Source organism: Sphingopyxis sp. Soil_C_28, assembly GCF_057657055.1.
The window spans coordinates 35,288-53,821 of sequence record NZ_JBDGJE010000002.1; the positions used below are offsets into that span (position 1 = coordinate 35,288).

An 18,534-nucleotide genomic window follows, 5' to 3' on the forward strand; every position below is an offset into this window, starting at 1 on the left:
GCTCGCTACCCCTGTGGCCAATCATGGATAAAAATTGGTTAACATCGGCCCGGGTTTCTGGCGAAGGCGCGGTCTGCCGGCTTGGGAAGAGCGCCGAATTGCTGTAAACGGGCACCAGCCAAGGAGGCGCATGACATGGCTGGCGGTCTGGCAATCGTATTGAGCGGCGGCGGCGCCAAAGGCGCCTTCCAGGTCGGCGTCGTCCACGAACTGGTCGTCAACCGCGGCGTTCGGCTCGACATCGTCGCGGGCGTATCGACCGGCGCGATCCAGGCGCTGGGGGTCGCACAGGACGATGTTCCGGGCCTGCTCGACGCCTGGCTCGGGATCAAAGGCAACAGCTCGATCTACAAGTCGCGACCGCTGGGCGTCGTCGGCGGGCTGCTCGGCGAGGATGCGCTTTACGACACCGCGCCGCTCAAACGGCTGCTCAAAGGCTTTGCGAACGACGCCAAGCTGCGCGCCAGCGGGCGCAAACTGCTGCTCGGCGTCGTCAATCTCGGCACCGGCACCTATCGCAGCATCGACGAAAGCGTGCCCGGCATCCACAATTGGGTCTATGCCAGCTGCGCGATGCCTTTGTTCTTCGATCCGCTGAAAACGCGCGCGAGCGACGGGACCGAGGAACAATGGGTCGATGGCGGCGTGCGCGACGTGACCCCGCTCAGTGCCGCGCTCGAAATGAATCCGCGCGGCGTGATCGCCGTGCGCGCGTCCCCCGCACCGCGCCCCGGCCCGGTGCGTATCTTTCCCAACCTGATCAAGATCGGACTGCGCGCGGTCGATATCCTCCAATCCGAAGTTTCGGCCAACGATCTTGCCGGCGCCGCGCTGATCAACGACCTGATCGCGGCGCGCGAGGGTCAGCTCCGCGCGCTGCAAGGCGAAGGCATCGGCGCCGCGCAGGCGGCGCGCATCCTCCGCCCGCTCGACGTCCAGATCGCGCGCTACCGCTTCGCCCCGATCCGCGTCATCGAACCCGAGGAAGAAGTCGCCGAAACGCTCGAATTCAACCCCGTGAAAATTCGCGCCGCGATCGACGCCGGACGGCGGGCGGTCGACCGCGAATGGGATGCGCTGGAGCCGCTGCTCAGCTGATGGGTCGAATGACCGGAATCGACCAATTGCGGACGCTGGCGCTCCCAGTTATGCAATCGCGCTATCTAAGATGATTACCAAGCTAGGAAGACCGGGAGTGATGTATTTACGAATTCGGCAATCGGCCGCTTGTTTGATGTTGGCTCTTCTGATGCCTAGTTCCGCACAGTCTCAGGTGGCCCCAAAGTCACCCATACACTTGACCATTAATGGGGTTTTCTTTCTTTGTCCCCAATTAGTTCAAAAGGGGGTCTCTCCCTCGAATGCCGATTTGTCAAAGCTAGGTTTTGAAGCGACGGACGGGATCGCTTCTGGCGAGCTCTGGTTTAAGGGCGATGGCGGCAAAGGACGGCTAACGGTTGATTACAATCCGGTCGAAAAGCGCTGCACTTTGAATTATTTTGGCGTCGGGTATGAAGCAATTGCCGGCGTCACGCGAGACACCGTCAAACAAAACGGTCTTACTTTGATTGTTGGCGGTGACCGAGATGGAGCGAAGGGCGACGTATATGAAGGCCCAGCTTATGGTAGCGGAAAAATCGCCAGATTCATCATCCTCGAAAATTACACAAACCGTTCAACTGCGGTTAGTTATGCAGAGCGTTAACTGACAACATCTGCAAATCGGAACGACTGGTTCCCACCCCAACGCGGCCTAATGGTCTCTATCGCGCACCATCTCCCGCGCCGGGTGGTCCGCGCGCGCTGTTACTGCCCGCCGACGGCTCGCCCTGCACCGCGACATCGCGCCGCAGCGGCTTCAACGCCAGCGTGCCGAGCCGCACCCGCGGGGTCGCCTTGCCCGGCACCGCGGCAATCGCAAAACCGCCGTCCAGCCGCAATGCCGCTGCCGATGCCTTGCCCAGCCGCACCGTGTAGCGGCCATAGGCGACGCCTTCGAACAGGAAATATCCGTCGAACTCGGTGATCGTCGTCGCGCGGACGCGTCCTTCGGCATCGATCAGTTCGACGCCGAGCCCCTCGATCACATTGCCGCCGTCGCGCCGGGCAATCCCCTCGATCTCGCCCGCCGCCACCATCGGCAACGCGATGCGCGTCGCGACCCCCGGCCGCGGCGACACAACGACGCCGGGCAGCGCCGGCTGGACATAGGGGTCGGGCAGGCTGCCGGCGTCGATGCCGATCATCACCGGGCGGAACGGCTCGAGGCCGTCGATCGTCCCCCGGCCATCCTTATCGGTCGCGGCCTCGACATAAGCGTTGCCCGCGGTCAGCGGCACATCCGGAAGCGCGGCTTCGCCGGGCTGGCGGATGCCGTCGCCATTGTCGTCCATCCACACATCGGCGATCACCTGGCCGCGGCTCGCGAGCTTTTCGCTCGACACGCGCCAGCCGCCATTTGATTTCGGCCCAAAGCTGAACGCAAGCACGAGCGACGCCGCGACCGACCCGTCACTCGCCACTTCGCCGAACCCCGTCAGCTGCAACTTGTTGAAACGGCGTGTATATCCGACGCCCGCACGCGCGCGATCGAGCCCGCGATCGTAACCGACTTCGGCCCGCCATTCGGCATCACCCTTCCCCGCCCATTCGCCGATTACCGCCATGCGCGTGTCGCTATTGTCGCCCGACAGCGCAAAGCGCGCCTCACCGCGCAGGCGGACGCGCCCGATCCGGGCATTGGCGAGCAGGCTGGCGGTCAGATTGTCGGGCGGATCGGGGCCGATGGGCACCTTCGTCCGGCTCCAGTCGAGCTGGCCGGTGAAGGTCAGCGCCCGAAAGCTCGCCGACGCCCGTGCGCTCGCCTCGAGGCTTTCGATTCCCGAGCGCCGCTCGACCTGCCGCACGTCGAAATGCAGCGGCAGCACCGTCTGCCCCAGCTTCACCGACTGGTCGACCGAGATCGAATAGAGGCCGTGGATACCGTTGATGAAACGATCGGACACGAAGCCGCCCCAGCCGCGCATCGCATCGGCGCGCACATAGGTTTCGCCGAACGCCGCCAGCCAGCTCGCGCGCGCCGCGCCGCTACCATTGTCGGCATAAGAGCCCCCGACCTCGAGCAAGGTCGGCCCGATCGACCGGCGCACCGCCGCCTCGCCGTAATTGTACCGGACATTCTCGATCATCAGGCTGTGAAGATAGGCCGCTGCGGACGTTCGTGTGCCCAGCCCGCGCTCGATTCCCATCGTCCCGCGCCAGCCGCGCCGGAACGCCCCGCGCCGCGGGTTACCGAATTCGATAAGGTCGGCATTTTCCTGCGCGAAACCCGCCCAATACCAGGTCTGCTGCGGCGGGATCGAATCCATCCCCACCTGCACCTGCTTGATTTCGCGGCGAATCTGTCCCTGCGGGCCATAGAGCACGATCTCGAAGCGGTTCGATCCATATTGCAGCGGCACGTCGATGAATTCATACCGCCCGTCGCCGTTCGGGCTGGTGAAGGCGAGCAATTGCCCGTTGCGATAAAGTTCGGCATCCCAGCCGGCGGGCAGGTCGCCGCGGAAAGTCGTCTTGTCGAAACTGTCGGGGCGCTCGACCGGGCGATTGGTCAGCACCGCGCCGCGCCCCGGCGCCGACGATGCAACGATCCCGGTCGATAAAAGGCTGACGTCGCCCGCCGCATAATGCGTCGCCTTCAGCGGCCCGAGCAACTGTCCCTGCGGATCGGTGCGATAGAGCCGCATGCGCAAACTGTCGGGCACACCCTCATTATCCGACGACAGCCGCGCGTCGAAACTCTGCCCCAGCACCTCGCCCGCAGCAAACACCTCGTAGCGCGCCTGAACATAGGATCCGCCGCGCTTGTCCGACACGAACCCCGCCGAAGCGACGACATCGACCGACGGCGTCGCCCACGCCTGATACGGCCGTTTTGCCTGCGGCAGGCTCGCGAGGTCGAAGGCGGCTTGCGGACGAATTCCCGCGGCGCGCGCGCGCCGTTCGGCGGCGAGCTGGAACGGCAACTTGTCCTTCGTGTCGATACGCAGCACCGCGTTCGAAAGATCGGCCGTCAGCGGCACGCCCAGCCATTTGTTCAGGCTATCCAGATCGACGCACCAACCCGCGGGCGTGTCGCGGATCATCGCCGGGGTCAGCCGAAAGCTCTCGCTGCCCGCGCGGACTTCGCCCGCATCGCGATCGATCGTCAGGCTGCGCCGCTCGTCGAACACCCAGCCGGTTGCGCGGCGCAACTTCCTGTCGACACGCACCGCGAGATCGAGCGCGAGCACGACATCGGCCAGATCGACGCAGATTCCCTGCGGCGTCTGGTACCCGCGCACCCCGTCGCCCAGCCTGTACTGCCCCGAACGCACATCGAACAGCCAGCTGTCGTCCTCGTTCGGCGCCCACATGTCGGCCGCGATCGACACCGGCTTTTTCTCAACGGCCGCGGCGCCGGCAGGGACCATCCCCACCAGCGCCAGTCCGGCCAATATCGCCGGTTTCCATCGGGAAAGCGCCGCGCGGATCATCGTCCCGCCCGCTTCGCTCCGGCCTTACGCCGTCATTTCACCACCCGCTCGGCTTCGTCGATCGTGCCGCCGCCGATTTCGCGGTCCTCGGTATAGCGGATGCGCACCGGCCCCTTCAGCTTCGCCGCGAGTTCGCCCGGAACGCGCAGCGAAACCTTGCGCGCGCCGACTTCGGGATAGACCGCGATGCCGCGCGCGACGAGCAACGGTTCGGCGGTCCCCGGCCGCGTGACCTCGATATCGCCATAGACCGAACGGTTTCCGGTGCGCGAAAGGTCGAAATTGAACGCCGGGCCGTCGCGGGTCTCGCTGACCCACGCCTCGCCGATCGCCGCCTCGGCGCCCAGATCGCCGACCCGCACGATCACCGGGATGGTGATCCCATAGATCGGCGTCAGCGCGATCGACACGCCCTCGCCCGCCGGCTTCGCGTCACCGGTCGCCGCCGCAGTCGCATCGGGGACCGCGCGAAACAGCATATGCGCGCGATATTCGCCCGGCGCCGTTCCTTCGGGGACGCGGACCCCGACACGCACGACCTGCGGCTGGTTGGGCGGCAGCGTGACGCGGCGCGGACTGAACGCGATCATGTCGAGCGCGGTTCGCTCGGCGGGCCGGGCATCCTCCTCGGCGATCTCGTCGAGCCCGCCCTCGGCGGTCATGCGCTTGATCTCGAGGCTGATGCGATAGGTCGCCGGTTCGGCACCGATATTGTTGAGAACCACTTCGGTCCCGCGCGATCCGTCGAGGATGACGCGCGTCGGCGCAACGAGCAGGTCGCCCGCCGCCATGGCGGGCAAAGCGACCGCGCCGGACGCAGCCGCGGTAAACAGGCAAAATGCCTTCAAAAAGCGTAACATGGATACGATCCCCACAATCGTTTTCCGGCACGGCCCACACCGTCCCGATGGTCGCATCCTGCCTGCGCCAACATGGTTGATATTTCGCTAACCATAGAGGCCGATTGCAAAAAAGAGGTCGCCGGACGAGCGCCCGGCGACCTCAATTTTACCGCTGGCGGGTCTCGGCCCGCCAGGTCCCCGCCTTATTGATAATTGGCGGTGACGTTGAACGTGCCGGTATAGTCGCCCGATGCCTGGTTGGCGCCGACGCTCAGCGTGCCGCCGACCTGGAAGCTGCCGCCGGTGGCGCCCAGCGTGATCGTCGGCGACGAATAGGTCAGCGTCGACGCCATCGTGCCGCCGAGCGAACCATTGAGCGTGACGCTCGAATCGCCGCCGACCAGCACCACAGCACCGTCGGTGCCGGCAACGTTGAAGTTGGCCGAGGTCGCCGTACCGGTGCAGGTCAGGCTCGCGCCGCAGGTCCGGGTACCGGCGGTCGACACGGCAACGGTCGATGCGGTCGCGCCGCTGATGATCGTCGCATATTGCAGGTCACTGGTGTTGGTGAGCGTGATCTGACGCAGGATCTTGGCTTTCGCCGTACCCGTCGCCGACGCCGCATGGGCCGCCGGGGCGTTCATGGCGAGGGCAGCAATTGCGGCACCCAGAAGGGCGCGCTTCATTCCAAATTTGCGCATAAGTTTTGGTCCCTTGAATTCTAAGACTTGCAGTCGAATTTCGAATGGATATCCCACCCCATTCGCCGACCTGTTTAGGGCGAGACCTGTTCAGGTTTTGCCAGCAAGCTTGGTTAACAGCGCAATAAGGATTGGCCCGCGCTACGCATGGTAACCGGGTAAAATCAACGCTTTAGCGTGACATGGCGGCGGCCGTGAGGCCCGTCCGTCCTTCTTTAACGGCCCGGACTGGCACAATTAAAGGCGTGCGGAGATCGATTTGCATCGCCGATCGAGGGAATCGATCAGATCGATTCGCCGGAGAGGCGCTGGCAGATCATATCCAGCTGGTCGAGCGACCCGAATTTCAGCGTCAGCGCCCCCTTGCCGCCGCCGGTATATTGAATCGCGACACCAATGCCGAGCAGTTCGGACAGATGGCGCTCGACCGCGACGATATCGGGGTCGCGCCCACCGTCGGCGCTCTTATATTCGAGTGGCGCCTTGCGACCGCCGCCCTTGCCGTCGCGGACCAGCGCCTCGACCGCGCGGACCGACAGGCCTTCTTTCGCGACCCGGCGCGCGATCGCTTCGGCATCCGGAGCACCGATCAACGCGCGCGCATGCCCCATCGCAAGCGACCCGTCGCCGACCAGCGCCTGCACACCCTCGGGGAGTTCGAGCAGGCGCATCAGGTTCGCGACATGGCTGCGCGATTTGCCGACCAGCTTCGCCAGCGCCTCCTGATTGTGGCCGAAATCATCGATCAGCCGGCGATAGGCGCCCGCTTCTTCGATCGCATTGAGATCCTGCCGCTGGATATTCTCGACCAGCGCGATCTCGTACGTCGCGGCGTCATCGAGTTCGCGAACGAGCGCGGGAATCTGGTGGAGCCCCGCACGCTGCGCCGCGCGCCACCGGCGTTCGCCGGCGACGAGCTGATATCCATCGCCATCGGGCGACCGGCGCACGATGATCGGCTGCAGCAAACCGCGCAGCCCGATCGAATCGGCCAGTTCGGCAATCGCATTTTCATCGAAATGGCGGCGCGGCTGGCCGGGCAGAGGGCGGATCGACCCGACCCCGACATGTTGGACCGCGTCGCCCGAAACCGGCGCCACCTTTGCCGCAGCGCCCGGCGACGCCAGTACCGGCGCTTCGACCGCAACGTCACCGAACAAGGCGTTCAGCCCGCGGCCCAGTCCCGACGGACGCTTGCGCGCGGGAGTCGATTCCGATCCGGTTTCGTCTTGATTATCAGCCATTTATGCCGCCTTACGGACGTTGGGAAGCCGGTCGATCAATTCGCGCGCGAGCGCGATATAGGCCGCCGATCCGGCGCAGCGATGATCATATATCAGCGCGGGCAGGCCATGGCTCGGCGCTTCAGACAGGCGGACATTGCGCGGAATCACCGTGTCGAACACCACGGGGCCAAGGACGTCGCGTACGTCGTCCGAAACCTGGTCGGTCAGCCGGTTGCGACGGTCGAACATGGTGAGCGCAACGCCGAGGATCGACAATTTCTGGTTGAAGCGCTCGCGCACGCGCTCGACCGTGGTGAGCAGCTGGCTCAGCCCCTCGAGCGCAAAAAATTCGCATTGCAGCGGCACGATCAGCGATTCGGCGGCGATCAGCGCGTTGAGCGTCAGCATGCCGAGCGACGGCGGACAGTCGATCAGGCAAATATCCCACTGTCCGGCCTCGGCACCCGACAGCGCCTGTTGCAGACGGTGCAGCCGGTCCTGAAATTCGATCAGCTCGATCTCGGCGCCCGACAGGTCGACCGTTGCGGTGACGATGTCGAGCCGCGGCACCGCGGTCGGGATGGCGCATTCAGCAAGCGTCGCGTCGCCGCGAAGCAATTCGTAACTCGAACATTCGCGCTGCGATTGCTTGATTCCCAGCCCCGTCGACGCATTCCCCTGCGGATCGAGGTCGATGATCAGCGTCCTCCAGCCGGTTGCAGCGAGTGCGGTCGCCAGATTGATCGCGGTCGTCGTTTTGCCGACCCCACCTTTCTGGTTCGCCACGGCAATGCGGATCATCGCTTTCCTCGCTGTTTAACCGTGATTTTTCCGCGCCCGACCAAAATCTGGCTCTCGGCGTCGGTACGGCTCTGTTCCACGTGGAACATTCTCTGCCATGGCTGGGGCAGCAAAGCCAGTTCCTTAACCGCGTTTCGGCCTTTTGGCAGCAACCAGTGCGTCGATTCGGTGGAAAAACGGGCGGACAAGTCGAGCAGCTTGTCGAGTGGTGCAAAGGCGCGGGCGCTGATCGATGCCGCAGGCCGGGCTTCGATCCGTTCCAAGGGCGCTTCCATGACCTCGACATTTGCGAGACGAAGCTCGGCAGCGACGGTTCGTAAGAAGTCGCAGCGCCGTTTTCGCGATTCCACAAGCATAACGGGCCGCGTGCTCAATATGGCGACAACAATTCCGGGTAACCCCGCGCCGCTCCCAAGATCGATCCAGAGGCCATTGCCATCGCGTGTGTCGAACGACAAAAGCTGCGCACTATCGGCAATATGCCGGACCCACATCGTCGGGATCGTCGAGGACGCGATCAGATTTTGCTGCGCGCTTTCGGCGATCAGCATATCGACGAAGCGCTCAAGTTGTTTCCATTGATCGGCGGTTGGCGCGAAGGCTTCGCCGATCCAGGCCCGGGCGGCGTCCTCATTATCAAGCAGTTCAACCGACACGCGCATTCCTTCTGATTTCAAACATCGATCGGCTCATGCCGCGCGACGCCTGCTATGTACCATGATCGCCGTCAGCGCCGCGGGGGTCACTCCGTCGATCCGCGCCGCCTGCCCCAGCGTCTCGGGCTGCGCCTTCGTCAGTCGCTCGACCATCTCGCGCGACAGCCCGCCGATTGCGGCATAGTCAAGCGCGGGATCGAGCATGATCGACTCGTTCGCCGCGAGCGCGCGCAGCTCGGCGTCCTGCCGCGCAATATAGGGCGCATAATGCGCATCTTCGGCGATCTCGGACAGGATCGCGGGATCGATCGAATTGAGCCCGGGTGCGAGCAAGACGAGCCGGGCCACGGTCATGTCGGGATAGCGGAGCAGATCGATCCGCTTGCGCGCGATGCCATCGCCCGGAAGCGCCAGCCCCACGATCGCATAATCGGCCGTCGCGACGGGCGCGTCGAGCAAGGCCTCGGCCTTCGCCCGCTCAGCCTGCCGCGCGGCAAACAAAGTGGCGGTCGCGGGCCGCACCAACCCCAATGCGATTCCCTTGGGCGTCAATCGTGACACGGCGTTGTCGGCGCGCAATCGCAGACGATATTCAGCGCGCGCGGTCAGCATGCGATAGGGTTCGGTCACCCCCTGCAGCACCAGATCGTCGACCATCACGCCGATATAGGATTCGGATCGGTCGAGGATCAGCGGGTCGCGTGCCTGCGCGGCGAGTGCGGCGTTTGCGCCGGCGATCAGACCCTGCGCCGCGGCCTCTTCATAACCCGTGGTGCCGTTGATCTGCCCCGCGCACCAAAGCCCGCTTATGGCCCGTACCTGCAAGGTCCGGTCGAGCGCGCGCGGGTCGATATGATCATATTCGACCGCATAGCCGGGAACGACCATCTCGACCGTTTCGAGCCCCTCCATCGTGCGCAGCATCGCAAGCTGCACGTCTGCCGGGAGCGAGGTCGAAATACCGTTCGGATAGACGAGAAACGAATCGAGCCCTTCGGGTTCGAGAAACACCTGATGTCCGTCGCGGTCGGCGAAGCGATGGATCTTGTCCTCGATCGACGGGCAATACCGCGGCCCCGCCGCTCCGATCGCGCCCGTGAACAACGGCGAACGATCGAGATTGGCCGCGATAATCGCGTGCGATTCGGCATTGGTGCGCGTGATCGCACAGAAAATCTGCGGCACCGTGCGTTCGCTGTTCCACGTGGAACAGGTCCAGGTCTCGCCATCGGACGGCTGCTCGTCGAGCCGCGCCCAGTCGATCGTACGTCCGTCGAGCCGCGGCGGCGTTCCGGTCTTGAGACGCGCCATCGGCAGATCGGCGGCGCGGAGCTGGTTGGCAAGCCGATGGGCTCCCGCCTCACCGATGCGCCCGCCCTCCATTCGCTCCTCGCCGCGAAACATCCGCCCGCCGAGAAATGTGCCCGTCGCGAGCACGACGGCGGATGCCGTCAGGGTCGATCCATCGCCGAGTACGAGTCCTTCGACGCGTGCACCATCGGCCGACAATTTCAGCGCCGCAGCTTCGCCGGCAATAACGGTGATCGCCTCTTCCGCCGCCAGCAATTTCTGGATGGCCTCGCGATACAATTTGCGGTCGGCCTGGATGCGCGGTCCCTGAACCGCGGCCCCCTTCGACGCGTTGAGCATCCGGTAGTGGATCGCCGCGCTGTCGGCCGCGCGAGCCATCCAACCGTCGAGCGCATCGACCTCGCGCATCAAATGACCTTTGCCGAGCCCGCCGATCGCCGGGTTGCACGACATCGTGCCGATCAGCGCGGGGTCAAAGCTCACGAGCGCCACGCGCGTGCCAAGCCGCGCCGCGGCCGCCGCGGCTTCGGTTCCGGCATGGCCACCGCCGACGACGATGACATCGAAAATATCGCTGCTGTGCATGATTGCTGCGGCCCTTACCGCAAAGCCGCGTGCGAATCCACCATGCTACGGCCAATACGATGTTTCACGTGGAACATCATTTCCCGATGCAGAAACGAGCGAAAAGCGTGTCGAGCATATCCTCGACACCGGCCCGGCCCGTGATTCGGTCGAGCGCCCCGACCGCGAGACGCAGCCGCTCGGCGAGCAGGATCAAGTCGCGCGTCTCGATCGATCCCGCCGCGATCGTCAGCCAATCCCGTGCCTCGCCGAGCGCCGTGCGCTGGCGCTGACGCAGCGTCGCCTCACCCTCGCGCGGCAACAATGTCCGCGCCATGTCCACAATATAACGATGGAGCTTGTCCATCCCCTCGCCCGTCGCCGCCGACAGGATCAGGTCACAATGCGCCGCCGCGGCTTCGGCTGCCGCATCATCGCGCCAGCGGTCGGCCTGCGCGGCAATCAAGATCGTGCGCGGATGATCCGGCGCTTCCCCGGGCAACCCCAGCCACAACAGGATATCCGCCGCCTCGACTGCGGCGCGCGCGCGATCGATCCCGATCGCCTCAATGACGTCGGCACCTTCGCCGCGCAGTCCCGCCGTATCAGAAAAGCGCATCGCGATTCCGTCGAGCGCCAGCGGTGTTTCGATTACATCGCGCGTCGTTCCCGCCACCGGCGACACAATCGCCAGCTCGCGCTGCGCCAAGGCATTGATCAAAGTAGATTTTCCGGCATTCGGTGGGCCCGCGATCACCACCGACAATCCCTCGGCAATCACCTCGGCCGCCGGCCGCGCCAGCCATTCGCCCAGCTCGGCCGAAAGTGTACCCATCCCGGCGATCAGGCGCTGCGAAACGACATCGCCAACCTCGACATCATCCTCATCGGCAAAATTGAGCTCGGCCTCGGCCTCTGCCATCAGCGTCAGCAGTCGGTCCTGCCAACCCGCAACCGCCCGCGACACATGACCGTTCGCCAGCCCGAGTGCCTGCACCCGCTGACTCTCGGTCTCTGCCGCGAGCAGGTCAGCCAGGCCCTCCGCTTCGGCAAGGTCGATCCGGCCATTGAGGAAAGCCCGCCGGGTGAATTCTCCGGCCAGTGCTGGCCGCAATCCGGCTATCGTGCCGAGCGCCGCCTCCACCGCGGCGACCACTGCCCGCCCGCCATGCAAATGCAGCTCGGCCAGATCCTCACCCGTCGCCGTCGCCGGTCCCGGAAACCAAAGGACCAATGCCCGATCGAGCGGCGCGCCATCGATGGTCCTGAGTTCCGACAGCGAGGCACGGCGCGGCGCCGGCAGGCGTCCGGTCAGCGTCCGCAGCGCGGCGCCCGCTTGCGGCCCGCTCACGCGCACGACGCCGATCGCCGCCGGCGGGGTCCCGCTCGACAGCGCAAAGATCGTATCGTTTACAATGTCTTGGCTCAGCTCTTGCGTCCCCGCGCGGGCTTGTCGTCATCGTCGGCCTTGTCCGCCGACTTCGCAGCGCCGCCCATCAACCCGCCGCCGAACTGGCCGAGCAGCGACTGGACGAGCCCGAGCCCGCTTTCGCCCATCGGGACCCAGCTCTTGACCATCGACTGAACCATGTCGGGGGTAATCCCCTTCGCCATCAATTCCTTGACGCGATCGAGATAGATGTCGTGCAGCGGCTCGAGATCGGGAAGACCGACCAGCCGCCGTGCCTCTTCGGGGGTGCAATCGATCTCGATATTGAACTTCATCGCCTGTCTCCGCCCGAAATGCCGGTAAGCTGCTTGAGCCGTGCCCGCAGCCCCGCTAGCTTCGCGCTTTCACCGTCAAGAAGCAAGAGTCAGGAGAGCTCCCCAATGTCCGCGACGAACCTCACCATCCCCGCGCTCGATAGCGAAGGCGACATTCCCGCCTATGTCGCGCGCCCCGACGCCGACAGCTCGCGCGCGATCATCGTCATCCCCGAAATTTTCGGGGTCAACGCCGGTATCCGGCAAAAATGCGACGACTGGGCGGCCGAAGGCTATCTGGCGATCGCGCCCGATATCTTCTGGCGTTTCGCTCCGGGGGTCGAACTGAACCCCGACATCGAATCGGAGCTTCAGGAGGCCTTCGGCTATTTCGGCCAATATGACGCCGATGACGGGGTCAAGGATATCGAGGCAGCGATCCGCTGGCTCCACGACCAGGGCGCGACCAAGGTCGGCGCGGTCGGCTTCTGCCTCGGCGGCCGTCTCGCCTATATGGCGGCGGCGCGTACCGACGTGAATGCGTCGGTCGGCTATTATGGCGTGATGATCGACCAGATGCTGAACGAAAGCCACGCCATCGCGCATCCGTTGATGCTCCACATCCCGACCGAGGACCATCTGGTCGATCATGCCGCACAAAAGAAGATCCACGAAGGCCTCGATCCGCACCCCAAGGTGACCCTCCACGATTATCAGGGGCTCGACCATGGATTTGCCGCGACGATGGGCAATCGCCGCAACGAAACAGGCGCCCAGCTTGCCGACGGCCGCACCCGCGCCTTCTTCGCCGAGCATCTCGCATGAGCGGTCATCCCGGCGTCGCCGCCTGGCATGCCTATATGGAGGGCGGCGGCGACCCGCACGCGCTGCGCGACCTGCTTGCCGACGACGCGGTGTTCCATTCGCCCGTCGTCCACACACCACAGGCGGGGCGTGACAAGGTCTTCGCCTACCTCCACGCCGCAAGCCATGTCCTCGGCGGCGACGATTTCCGCTATCTGCGCGAGATCGTCGACGGCGATCAGGCGATGCTCGAGTTCCAGAGCAGCCTCGACGGCATCCAGATCAACGGCGTCGACATCATCACCTGGAACGAAGACGGAAAGATAAGTGATTTCAAAGTGATGGTTCGGCCGCTCAAGGCGATTAACAAGGTCTGGGAGAAGATGGGCGAAATGCTCGCGACGCAAGCGAACTGATCGATGCTTCGCTGGATCGCCTTCCCCACCCTCCTCGCCGCGGCGGCGTTCGCGGTCTGGTGGGGACCCGCGCGCTGGACTTTATTGCTCTGGGCACCGCTGCTGCTGCTCGCGATCTACGACGCACTCCAGAGCCACCATAGCCTGCGCCGAAACTTCCCGCTGATCGCGCGCATCCGCTGGCTGTTCGAGGCGCTGCGCCCCTTTCTCCATGCCTATATCGTCGAAAGCCCGCTCGACGGACGCCCCTTCGCGCGCACCGAGCGCGATCTCGTCTATGCGCGCGCCAAGGGCGAACTCGACAGCCATCCGTTCGGCACCGAACTCGACGTCTATTCGGACGAATATGAGTGGATGAGCCACAGCATCGCGCCGGCGGCCGAGCCCGACCGGACGCAGCGCGTGACGGTCGGCGGCCCGCAGTGCGCGCGGCCCTATGCCGCGGCGCCGCTCAATATTTCGGCGATGAGCTTCGGCTCGCTCGGCGCCAATGCGATCGAAGCGCTCAACCGCGGCGCGCAGATGGGCAATTTCTATCACGACACCGGCGAAGGCGGCTTCAGCCCCTATCACCGCATCCATGGCGGCGACATCGTGTGGGAACTCGGCAGCGGCTATTTCGGCTGCCGCGACGACGCCGGGCGCTTCGATCCCGAACGCTTCCGCGACACCGCGCAGGACGACCAGATCAAAATGGTCGAAATCAAGCTCAGCCAGGGCGCCAAGCCCGGCCATGGCGGCGTGCTGCCGGGACCCAAGGTCAGCGCCGAAATCGCCGCAACGCGCGGCGTCCGCGAAGGGCATGACTGCATCTCGCCCGCATCGCACTCGGCCTTTTCGACCCCGATCGAGATGATCCTGTGGGCTGCAAAACTGCGCGAATTGTCGGGCGGAAAGCCGGTCGGGATCAAATTATGCGTCGGCCAGCCGCATGAGATTTATGCCGTCATGAAGGCGATGATCGAAACCGGCATCCGCCTCGACTTCATCGTCGTCGACGGCGCCGAGGGCGGGACCGGCGCCGCGCCGGTCGAATTTTCGAACAGCGTCGGCATGCCATTGCGCGAAGGCCTCATCTTCGTGCGCAACGCGCTCGTCGGCTGCGGGCTCAAGGAAGAGATCAAGGTCGCGGCGTCGGGCAAGGTTCATTCGGGCGCGGGACTCGCGATCAACTGCGCGCTCGGCGCCGACTGGTCGAACGCTGCGCGCGCTTTCATGTTCACCTTGGGCTGCGTCCAATCGCTCAAATGCCACACCGATCATTGTCCAACCGGGGTCGCAACGCAGGATCCCGGTCGCCAGCGCGGGTTGGTGGTCGAGGACAAGGCCGAGCGCGTGCGCCGTTTCCAGGCGGCAACGGTCAACGCCCTGTGGGACATCAGCTGCGCGATGGGGCTTGAATCCCCCTGGCAGATCCAGCCGCACCACCTCCACGAGCGCCTCAACTCGGCGCGATCGGATTCGATCGACCGCATCTATAAATTCTATGAGCGCGGCGTGCTGCTCAACGACCCCGATTCGGTCGCAGGCGCGCGCTATTGGGCGATGGCACGCGCCGACAGCTTCCGCGCGGCGATGCGGCGATCTAGCTAAATCAGGCTGAGTTCGGCCAGTTCGCGATAGAGTTCGGGTGGCAGATCGGCGAGACCATCCCCCTCATCGACACCCTTGGGCGCGTCGCTTTCTGCCAGATAACGCCACCCCTGATGCGCGCGTTTCGGCTGCGGATGAATGCGCTCGAGCGCCGCCACACAGACGATGTCGATCCGCCCGTCGCTGCGATCGTCGAAGCGCAAGATCTCGACGCGCGCGACGAGCGTGTGCTTGACGATGAAATGCAGCTTGCCGCCGATCAGTTCGTCGGCGCGCTTGGGCTTGAACCGCGTCGTGAAACGAACCTCGCTGCCTTGCGCATAGTTGGCGATCCGCGCCTGCAGCGCCGGATAGTCGGCGCAGCCGACGGCAACGCGGGTCATGTGGAGAGCGGGCATGAGAGAGAGATGGGAACGGTAAAGAAAAAAGCCAGCCCCGCGAAGGACTGGCCTTTCTTTTAGCCGAACAGGGTGCCGATCCCGACGGCAGGATCGATCCAGCCTTCGTAGATCATCTTGACCGCGACATAGACGATCACCGCAAGGCCGAAGTAAGCGATCCAGCGGTAACGCTCGATATATTTGGCAATGATATTCGCCGCGAGGCCCATCAGCGCGACGGCAAAGATCAGGCCGACGATCATGATGCCCGGATGCTCGCGCGCCGCGCCGGCGACAGCGAGCACATTGTCGAGGCTCATCGACACGTCGGCAACGGCGACCGCCCAGGCCGCGCCCGCAAAGCTTTTCGCAGGCTTCAGCCCCGAATGTTCGTCGCCTTCGATTTCGGGCGAACCATGCGACTGGCCGCTGTGACGCAGTTCGCGCCACATTTTCCACGCCACCCAGGCGAGCAATATGCCGCCGATAAAGATCAGGCCGACGATGCCCATCAACTGCTGCACGACAAGCGCGAAGGCGATCCGCAGCACCAGCGCGGCGAGCACGCCGATCAGGATGACTTTCTTGCGCTGATCGGCAGGAAGCCCCGCGGCCAGCGCGCCGACGACGATCGCATTGTCGCCTGCAAGGACGAGATCGATCATCAACACCTGCAGGAACGCGGCGAGAGCAGCCGGCTCGGTGATGTTCGAGAAATCCTTGACGATCGCCGCCCACATGCCGGCGGGCCCGCCAAATCCCTCGGTCGCGGCTCCGGCTTGCACCAAAAATTCCAAGATCACAGCGATTCTCCGAAATAGCTGACCACAGGCATAGGGTCATAAAAGGGGTGCAGCAACGCCCGCCACTGCTGATACCGTTCAGACTGCCGAAAACCATCGCGATGATCTTCGACCGACCGCCACTCAGCTAAAAGCAGATAAGGCTGTCCGGTTCCTGTCGGGCGACGAATTTCCAGCGAAATAAAACCGGGCGAGGCGGCGATCAGCGGCCGCGCCTCGGCGACGGCCGCCTCGAACGCCGCTTCGCTGCCCGCACGCACGGAAAGCAACGCATGCTCGATCACGGCCATCGCGGCGGCTTATTGATTCATGCTGTCGAAGAAATCTTCGTTGGTCTTCGAATCCTTGATCTTGTCGAGCAGGAATTCCATCGCGTCGATCGTGCCCATCTGCATGAGGATGCGGCGCAGCACCCACATTTTCGACAGCTTGTCCTTCTCGACGAGCAATTCTTCCTTGCGCGTGCCCGACTTGCCGACGTCGAGCGACGGGAAGATGCGCTTGTCGGCGACCTTGCGGTCGAGCACGATTTCCGAGTTACCCGTGCCCTTGAATTCTTCGAAGATCACTTCGTCCATGCGGCTGCCGGTATCGATCAGCGCGGTGGCGATGATCGACAGCGAACCGCCTTCTTCGATGTTGCGCGCGGCGCCGAAGAAACGCTTCGGACGCTGCAGCGCGTTGGCGTCGACACCGCCGGTCAGCACCTTGCCCGACGACGGAACGACAGTGTTGTAGGCACGGCCAAGGCGCGTGATCGAGTCGAGCAGGATGACGACATCCTTCTTGTGCTCGACGAGGCGCTTGGCCTTTTCGATCACCATTTCGGCGACCTGGACGTGGCGCGTCGCGGGTTCGTCGAAGGTCGAGGAGACAACCTCGCCCTTCACGCTGCGCTGCATGTCGGTGACTTCTTCGGGACGTTCGTCGACCAGGAGGACGATGAGGTAGACCTCTGGGTGATTGTCGGTGATCGCCTTGGCGATATTCTGCAGCAGCACGGTTTTACCCGTACGCGGCGGCGCGACGATCAGCGCGCGCTGGCCCTTGCCCTGCGGGCTGACGAGATCGATCACGCGCGCCGACTTGTCTTTGACGGTCGGGTCGATCGTGTCGAGCGACAGCTTCTGGTTCGGATAGAGCGGCGTGAGGTTGTCGAAATTGACGCGGTGACGCACGACGTCGGGATCGTCGAAATTGACGCTGATCAGCTTGGTCAGCGCGAAATAACGCTCGCCGTCGCGCGGGGCGCGGATTTCGCCTTCGACGGTGTCGCCGGTGCGCAGGCCATGTTTGCGGACCTGGTTCGGCGAGACATAGATGTCGTCGGGACCGGCCAGATAATTGGCTTCGGACGAACGCAGGAAACCGAACGAGTCCGGGAGAACCTCGATCGTTCCCGACCCGATGATTTCCTCGCCCTCTTCGGCGAGTTCTTTCAGAATCGAGAACATCAGGTCCTGCTTGCGCAGCGTCGATGCGCCCTCGACGCCCAGTTCTTCTGCCATTTCGACAAGCTGGGCGGGGGCTTTGGTCTTGAGTTCTTTAAGATGCATGGACGGATTCCAAGATAGATTTGGGGAGAAAAATACAGTCGATATCGATGCACCCTGCGGTGCCTATCCGGCCGTGGGACGACCGTTACAGATAGCTTCGGCGCCCAAAAGCGCCGCCCGCACGGGGCGGGGTTGACCGGCCCCTATAACCGGGCCGGGGTCAAGTCAATCGGGCAGCGCCCGGAGGATGGGGATTCAGGGGCGAACCACGACGAGGATGACGATGATCGCCGCGGCGACCCCGGGGACCTCGTTGAGCATCCGCAGCTGCTTTTCGGTCAGCGGCCGAAGCCCGCGCGCGAGCTTTTTTGCATAGCCGATCATCCAGCCATGATAGCCCGACAGCGCCAGTACAAGGATCAGTTTGGCAATGAACCAGCCCTCGCCCCAATAATCGCCGTTGAAGGCGAGCATCAGCCCGAAGATCCAGACGATGATCAGTGCGGGATTCAGAATGATCCGCCGCAGCCGATCCTCGCGCTCGATCCATTTCTTGTCCTCGTCGGACCCGACCGGGCATTGGTGGTGATAGACGAAAAAGCGCGGCATCATGAACAGGCCGGCCATCAGGAAAATCACGAAAATGATATGCGCCGCTTTGACCCAAAGCATCGTCGCCCCCAGAAAACCTGCCAGTTCCAT

Annotated in this window: 19 protein-coding genes; 5 read left to right on the forward strand and 14 right to left on the reverse strand. The window is 64.1% G+C overall.

Annotated elements, in window-relative coordinates:
* The first annotated feature begins 135 nt into the window (after positions 1-135).
* Together AC3A43_RS08255 and AC3A43_RS08260 are read left to right on the forward strand one after the other, a co-directional pair.
* Positions 136-1,098, forward strand: coding sequence for a patatin-like phospholipase family protein (locus AC3A43_RS08255; protein ID WP_487792077.1), 963 nt, complete (start codon positions 136-138; stop codon positions 1,096-1,098).
* Between the two features lie 70 nt (positions 1,099-1,168).
* Complete coding sequence (locus AC3A43_RS08260) at positions 1,169-1,705, forward strand: hypothetical protein (protein WP_487792078.1); 537 nt, start codon at positions 1,169-1,171, stop codon at positions 1,703-1,705.
* Between the two features lie 58 nt (positions 1,706-1,763).
* Here the strand turns inward: AC3A43_RS08260 and AC3A43_RS08265 are convergent, their stop codons facing one another.
* From AC3A43_RS08265 to AC3A43_RS08305, 9 genes are all read right to left on the reverse strand, one after another.
* Positions 1,764-4,535 (reverse strand): MSCRAMM family protein, encoded by a 2,772-nt coding sequence (locus AC3A43_RS08265; RefSeq protein ID WP_487792079.1) that lies wholly within the window; start codon positions 4,533-4,535, stop codon positions 1,764-1,766.
* Between the two features lie 32 nt (positions 4,536-4,567).
* Positions 4,568-5,395, reverse strand: a complete 828-nt coding sequence (locus AC3A43_RS08270; RefSeq protein ID WP_487792080.1) for a fimbrial biogenesis chaperone — start codon at positions 5,393-5,395, stop codon at positions 4,568-4,570.
* Positions 5,396-5,580: 185 nt separating this feature from the next.
* Complete coding sequence (locus AC3A43_RS08275) at positions 5,581-6,078, reverse strand: DUF4402 domain-containing protein (protein WP_487792081.1); 498 nt, start codon at positions 6,076-6,078, stop codon at positions 5,581-5,583.
* A gap of 284 nt (positions 6,079-6,362) precedes the next feature.
* Positions 6,363-7,322 (reverse strand): ParB/RepB/Spo0J family partition protein, encoded by a 960-nt coding sequence (locus AC3A43_RS08280; RefSeq protein ID WP_487792082.1) that lies wholly within the window; start codon positions 7,320-7,322, stop codon positions 6,363-6,365.
* Positions 7,323-8,105: a ParA family protein gene (locus AC3A43_RS08285; protein WP_487792083.1), complete on the reverse strand. Its 783-nt coding sequence runs from the start codon at positions 8,103-8,105 to the stop codon at positions 7,323-7,325.
* A complete protein-coding gene (gene rsmG, locus AC3A43_RS08290) occupies positions 8,102-8,761 on the reverse strand; it encodes a 16S rRNA (guanine(527)-N(7))-methyltransferase RsmG (protein WP_487792084.1) in 660 nt (219 codons plus the stop codon). The genes AC3A43_RS08285 and rsmG overlap by 4 nt, the downstream gene beginning before the upstream one ends.
* Before the next feature lie 33 nt (positions 8,762-8,794).
* The gene (gene mnmG, locus AC3A43_RS08295; RefSeq protein ID WP_487792085.1) at positions 8,795-10,657 is read right to left on the reverse strand and encodes a tRNA uridine-5-carboxymethylaminomethyl(34) synthesis enzyme MnmG; all 1,863 of its coding nucleotides are present in this window, start codon (positions 10,655-10,657) and stop codon (positions 8,795-8,797) included.
* Between the two features lie 76 nt (positions 10,658-10,733).
* Positions 10,734-12,053, reverse strand: coding sequence for a tRNA uridine-5-carboxymethylaminomethyl(34) synthesis GTPase MnmE (gene mnmE / locus AC3A43_RS08300; protein WP_487793025.1), 1,320 nt, complete (start codon positions 12,051-12,053; stop codon positions 10,734-10,736).
* 8 nt (positions 12,054-12,061) lie between these two features.
* The gene (locus AC3A43_RS08305; protein WP_487792086.1) at positions 12,062-12,361 is read right to left on the reverse strand and encodes a DUF6489 family protein; all 300 of its coding nucleotides are present in this window, start codon (positions 12,359-12,361) and stop codon (positions 12,062-12,064) included.
* Between the two features lie 105 nt (positions 12,362-12,466).
* On the opposite strand from AC3A43_RS08305, the gene AC3A43_RS08310 reads away from it, so the two are divergent.
* Genes AC3A43_RS08310 through AC3A43_RS08320 form a run of 3 tightly spaced genes read left to right on the forward strand, consistent with a single transcriptional unit; the run spans position 12,467 to position 15,153 of the window.
* Positions 12,467-13,165 carry a dienelactone hydrolase family protein gene (locus AC3A43_RS08310; RefSeq protein WP_487792087.1) on the forward strand — a complete coding sequence of 233 codons (699 nt, stop codon included), beginning with the start codon at positions 12,467-12,469 and terminating at the stop codon, positions 13,163-13,165.
* Positions 13,162-13,560 carry a nuclear transport factor 2 family protein gene (locus AC3A43_RS08315; protein ID WP_487792088.1) on the forward strand — a complete coding sequence of 133 codons (399 nt, stop codon included), beginning with the start codon at positions 13,162-13,164 and terminating at the stop codon, positions 13,558-13,560. The genes AC3A43_RS08310 and AC3A43_RS08315 overlap by 4 nt, the downstream gene beginning before the upstream one ends.
* 3 nt (positions 13,561-13,563) lie before the next feature.
* Positions 13,564-15,153, forward strand: a complete 1,590-nt coding sequence (locus tag AC3A43_RS08320; RefSeq protein WP_487792089.1) for an FMN-binding glutamate synthase family protein — start codon at positions 13,564-13,566, stop codon at positions 15,151-15,153.
* Here the strand turns inward: AC3A43_RS08320 and AC3A43_RS08325 are convergent.
* The 5 genes from AC3A43_RS08325 to AC3A43_RS08345 form a co-directional block, all read right to left on the reverse strand.
* Positions 15,150-15,536, reverse strand: a complete 387-nt coding sequence (locus AC3A43_RS08325; RefSeq protein WP_487792090.1) for a DUF1489 family protein — start codon at positions 15,534-15,536, stop codon at positions 15,150-15,152. The two genes, AC3A43_RS08320 and AC3A43_RS08325, sit on opposite strands and share 4 nt — an antisense overlap.
* A gap of 74 nt (positions 15,537-15,610) precedes the next feature.
* A complete protein-coding gene (locus AC3A43_RS08330) occupies positions 15,611-16,273 on the reverse strand; it encodes a TerC family protein (RefSeq protein ID WP_487793026.1) in 663 nt (220 codons plus the stop codon).
* 59 nt (positions 16,274-16,332) lie between these two features.
* Positions 16,333-16,626: an antibiotic biosynthesis monooxygenase family protein gene (locus tag AC3A43_RS08335; protein WP_487792091.1), complete on the reverse strand. Its 294-nt coding sequence runs from the start codon at positions 16,624-16,626 to the stop codon at positions 16,333-16,335.
* A 9-nt stretch (positions 16,627-16,635) separates the two neighbouring features.
* A complete protein-coding gene (gene rho / locus AC3A43_RS08340; RefSeq protein WP_487792092.1) occupies positions 16,636-17,892 on the reverse strand; it encodes a transcription termination factor Rho in 1,257 nt (418 codons plus the stop codon).
* A 195-nt stretch (positions 17,893-18,087) separates the two neighbouring features.
* Complete coding sequence (locus AC3A43_RS08345; protein ID WP_487792093.1) at positions 18,088-18,534, reverse strand: CopD family protein; 447 nt, start codon at positions 18,532-18,534, stop codon at positions 18,088-18,090.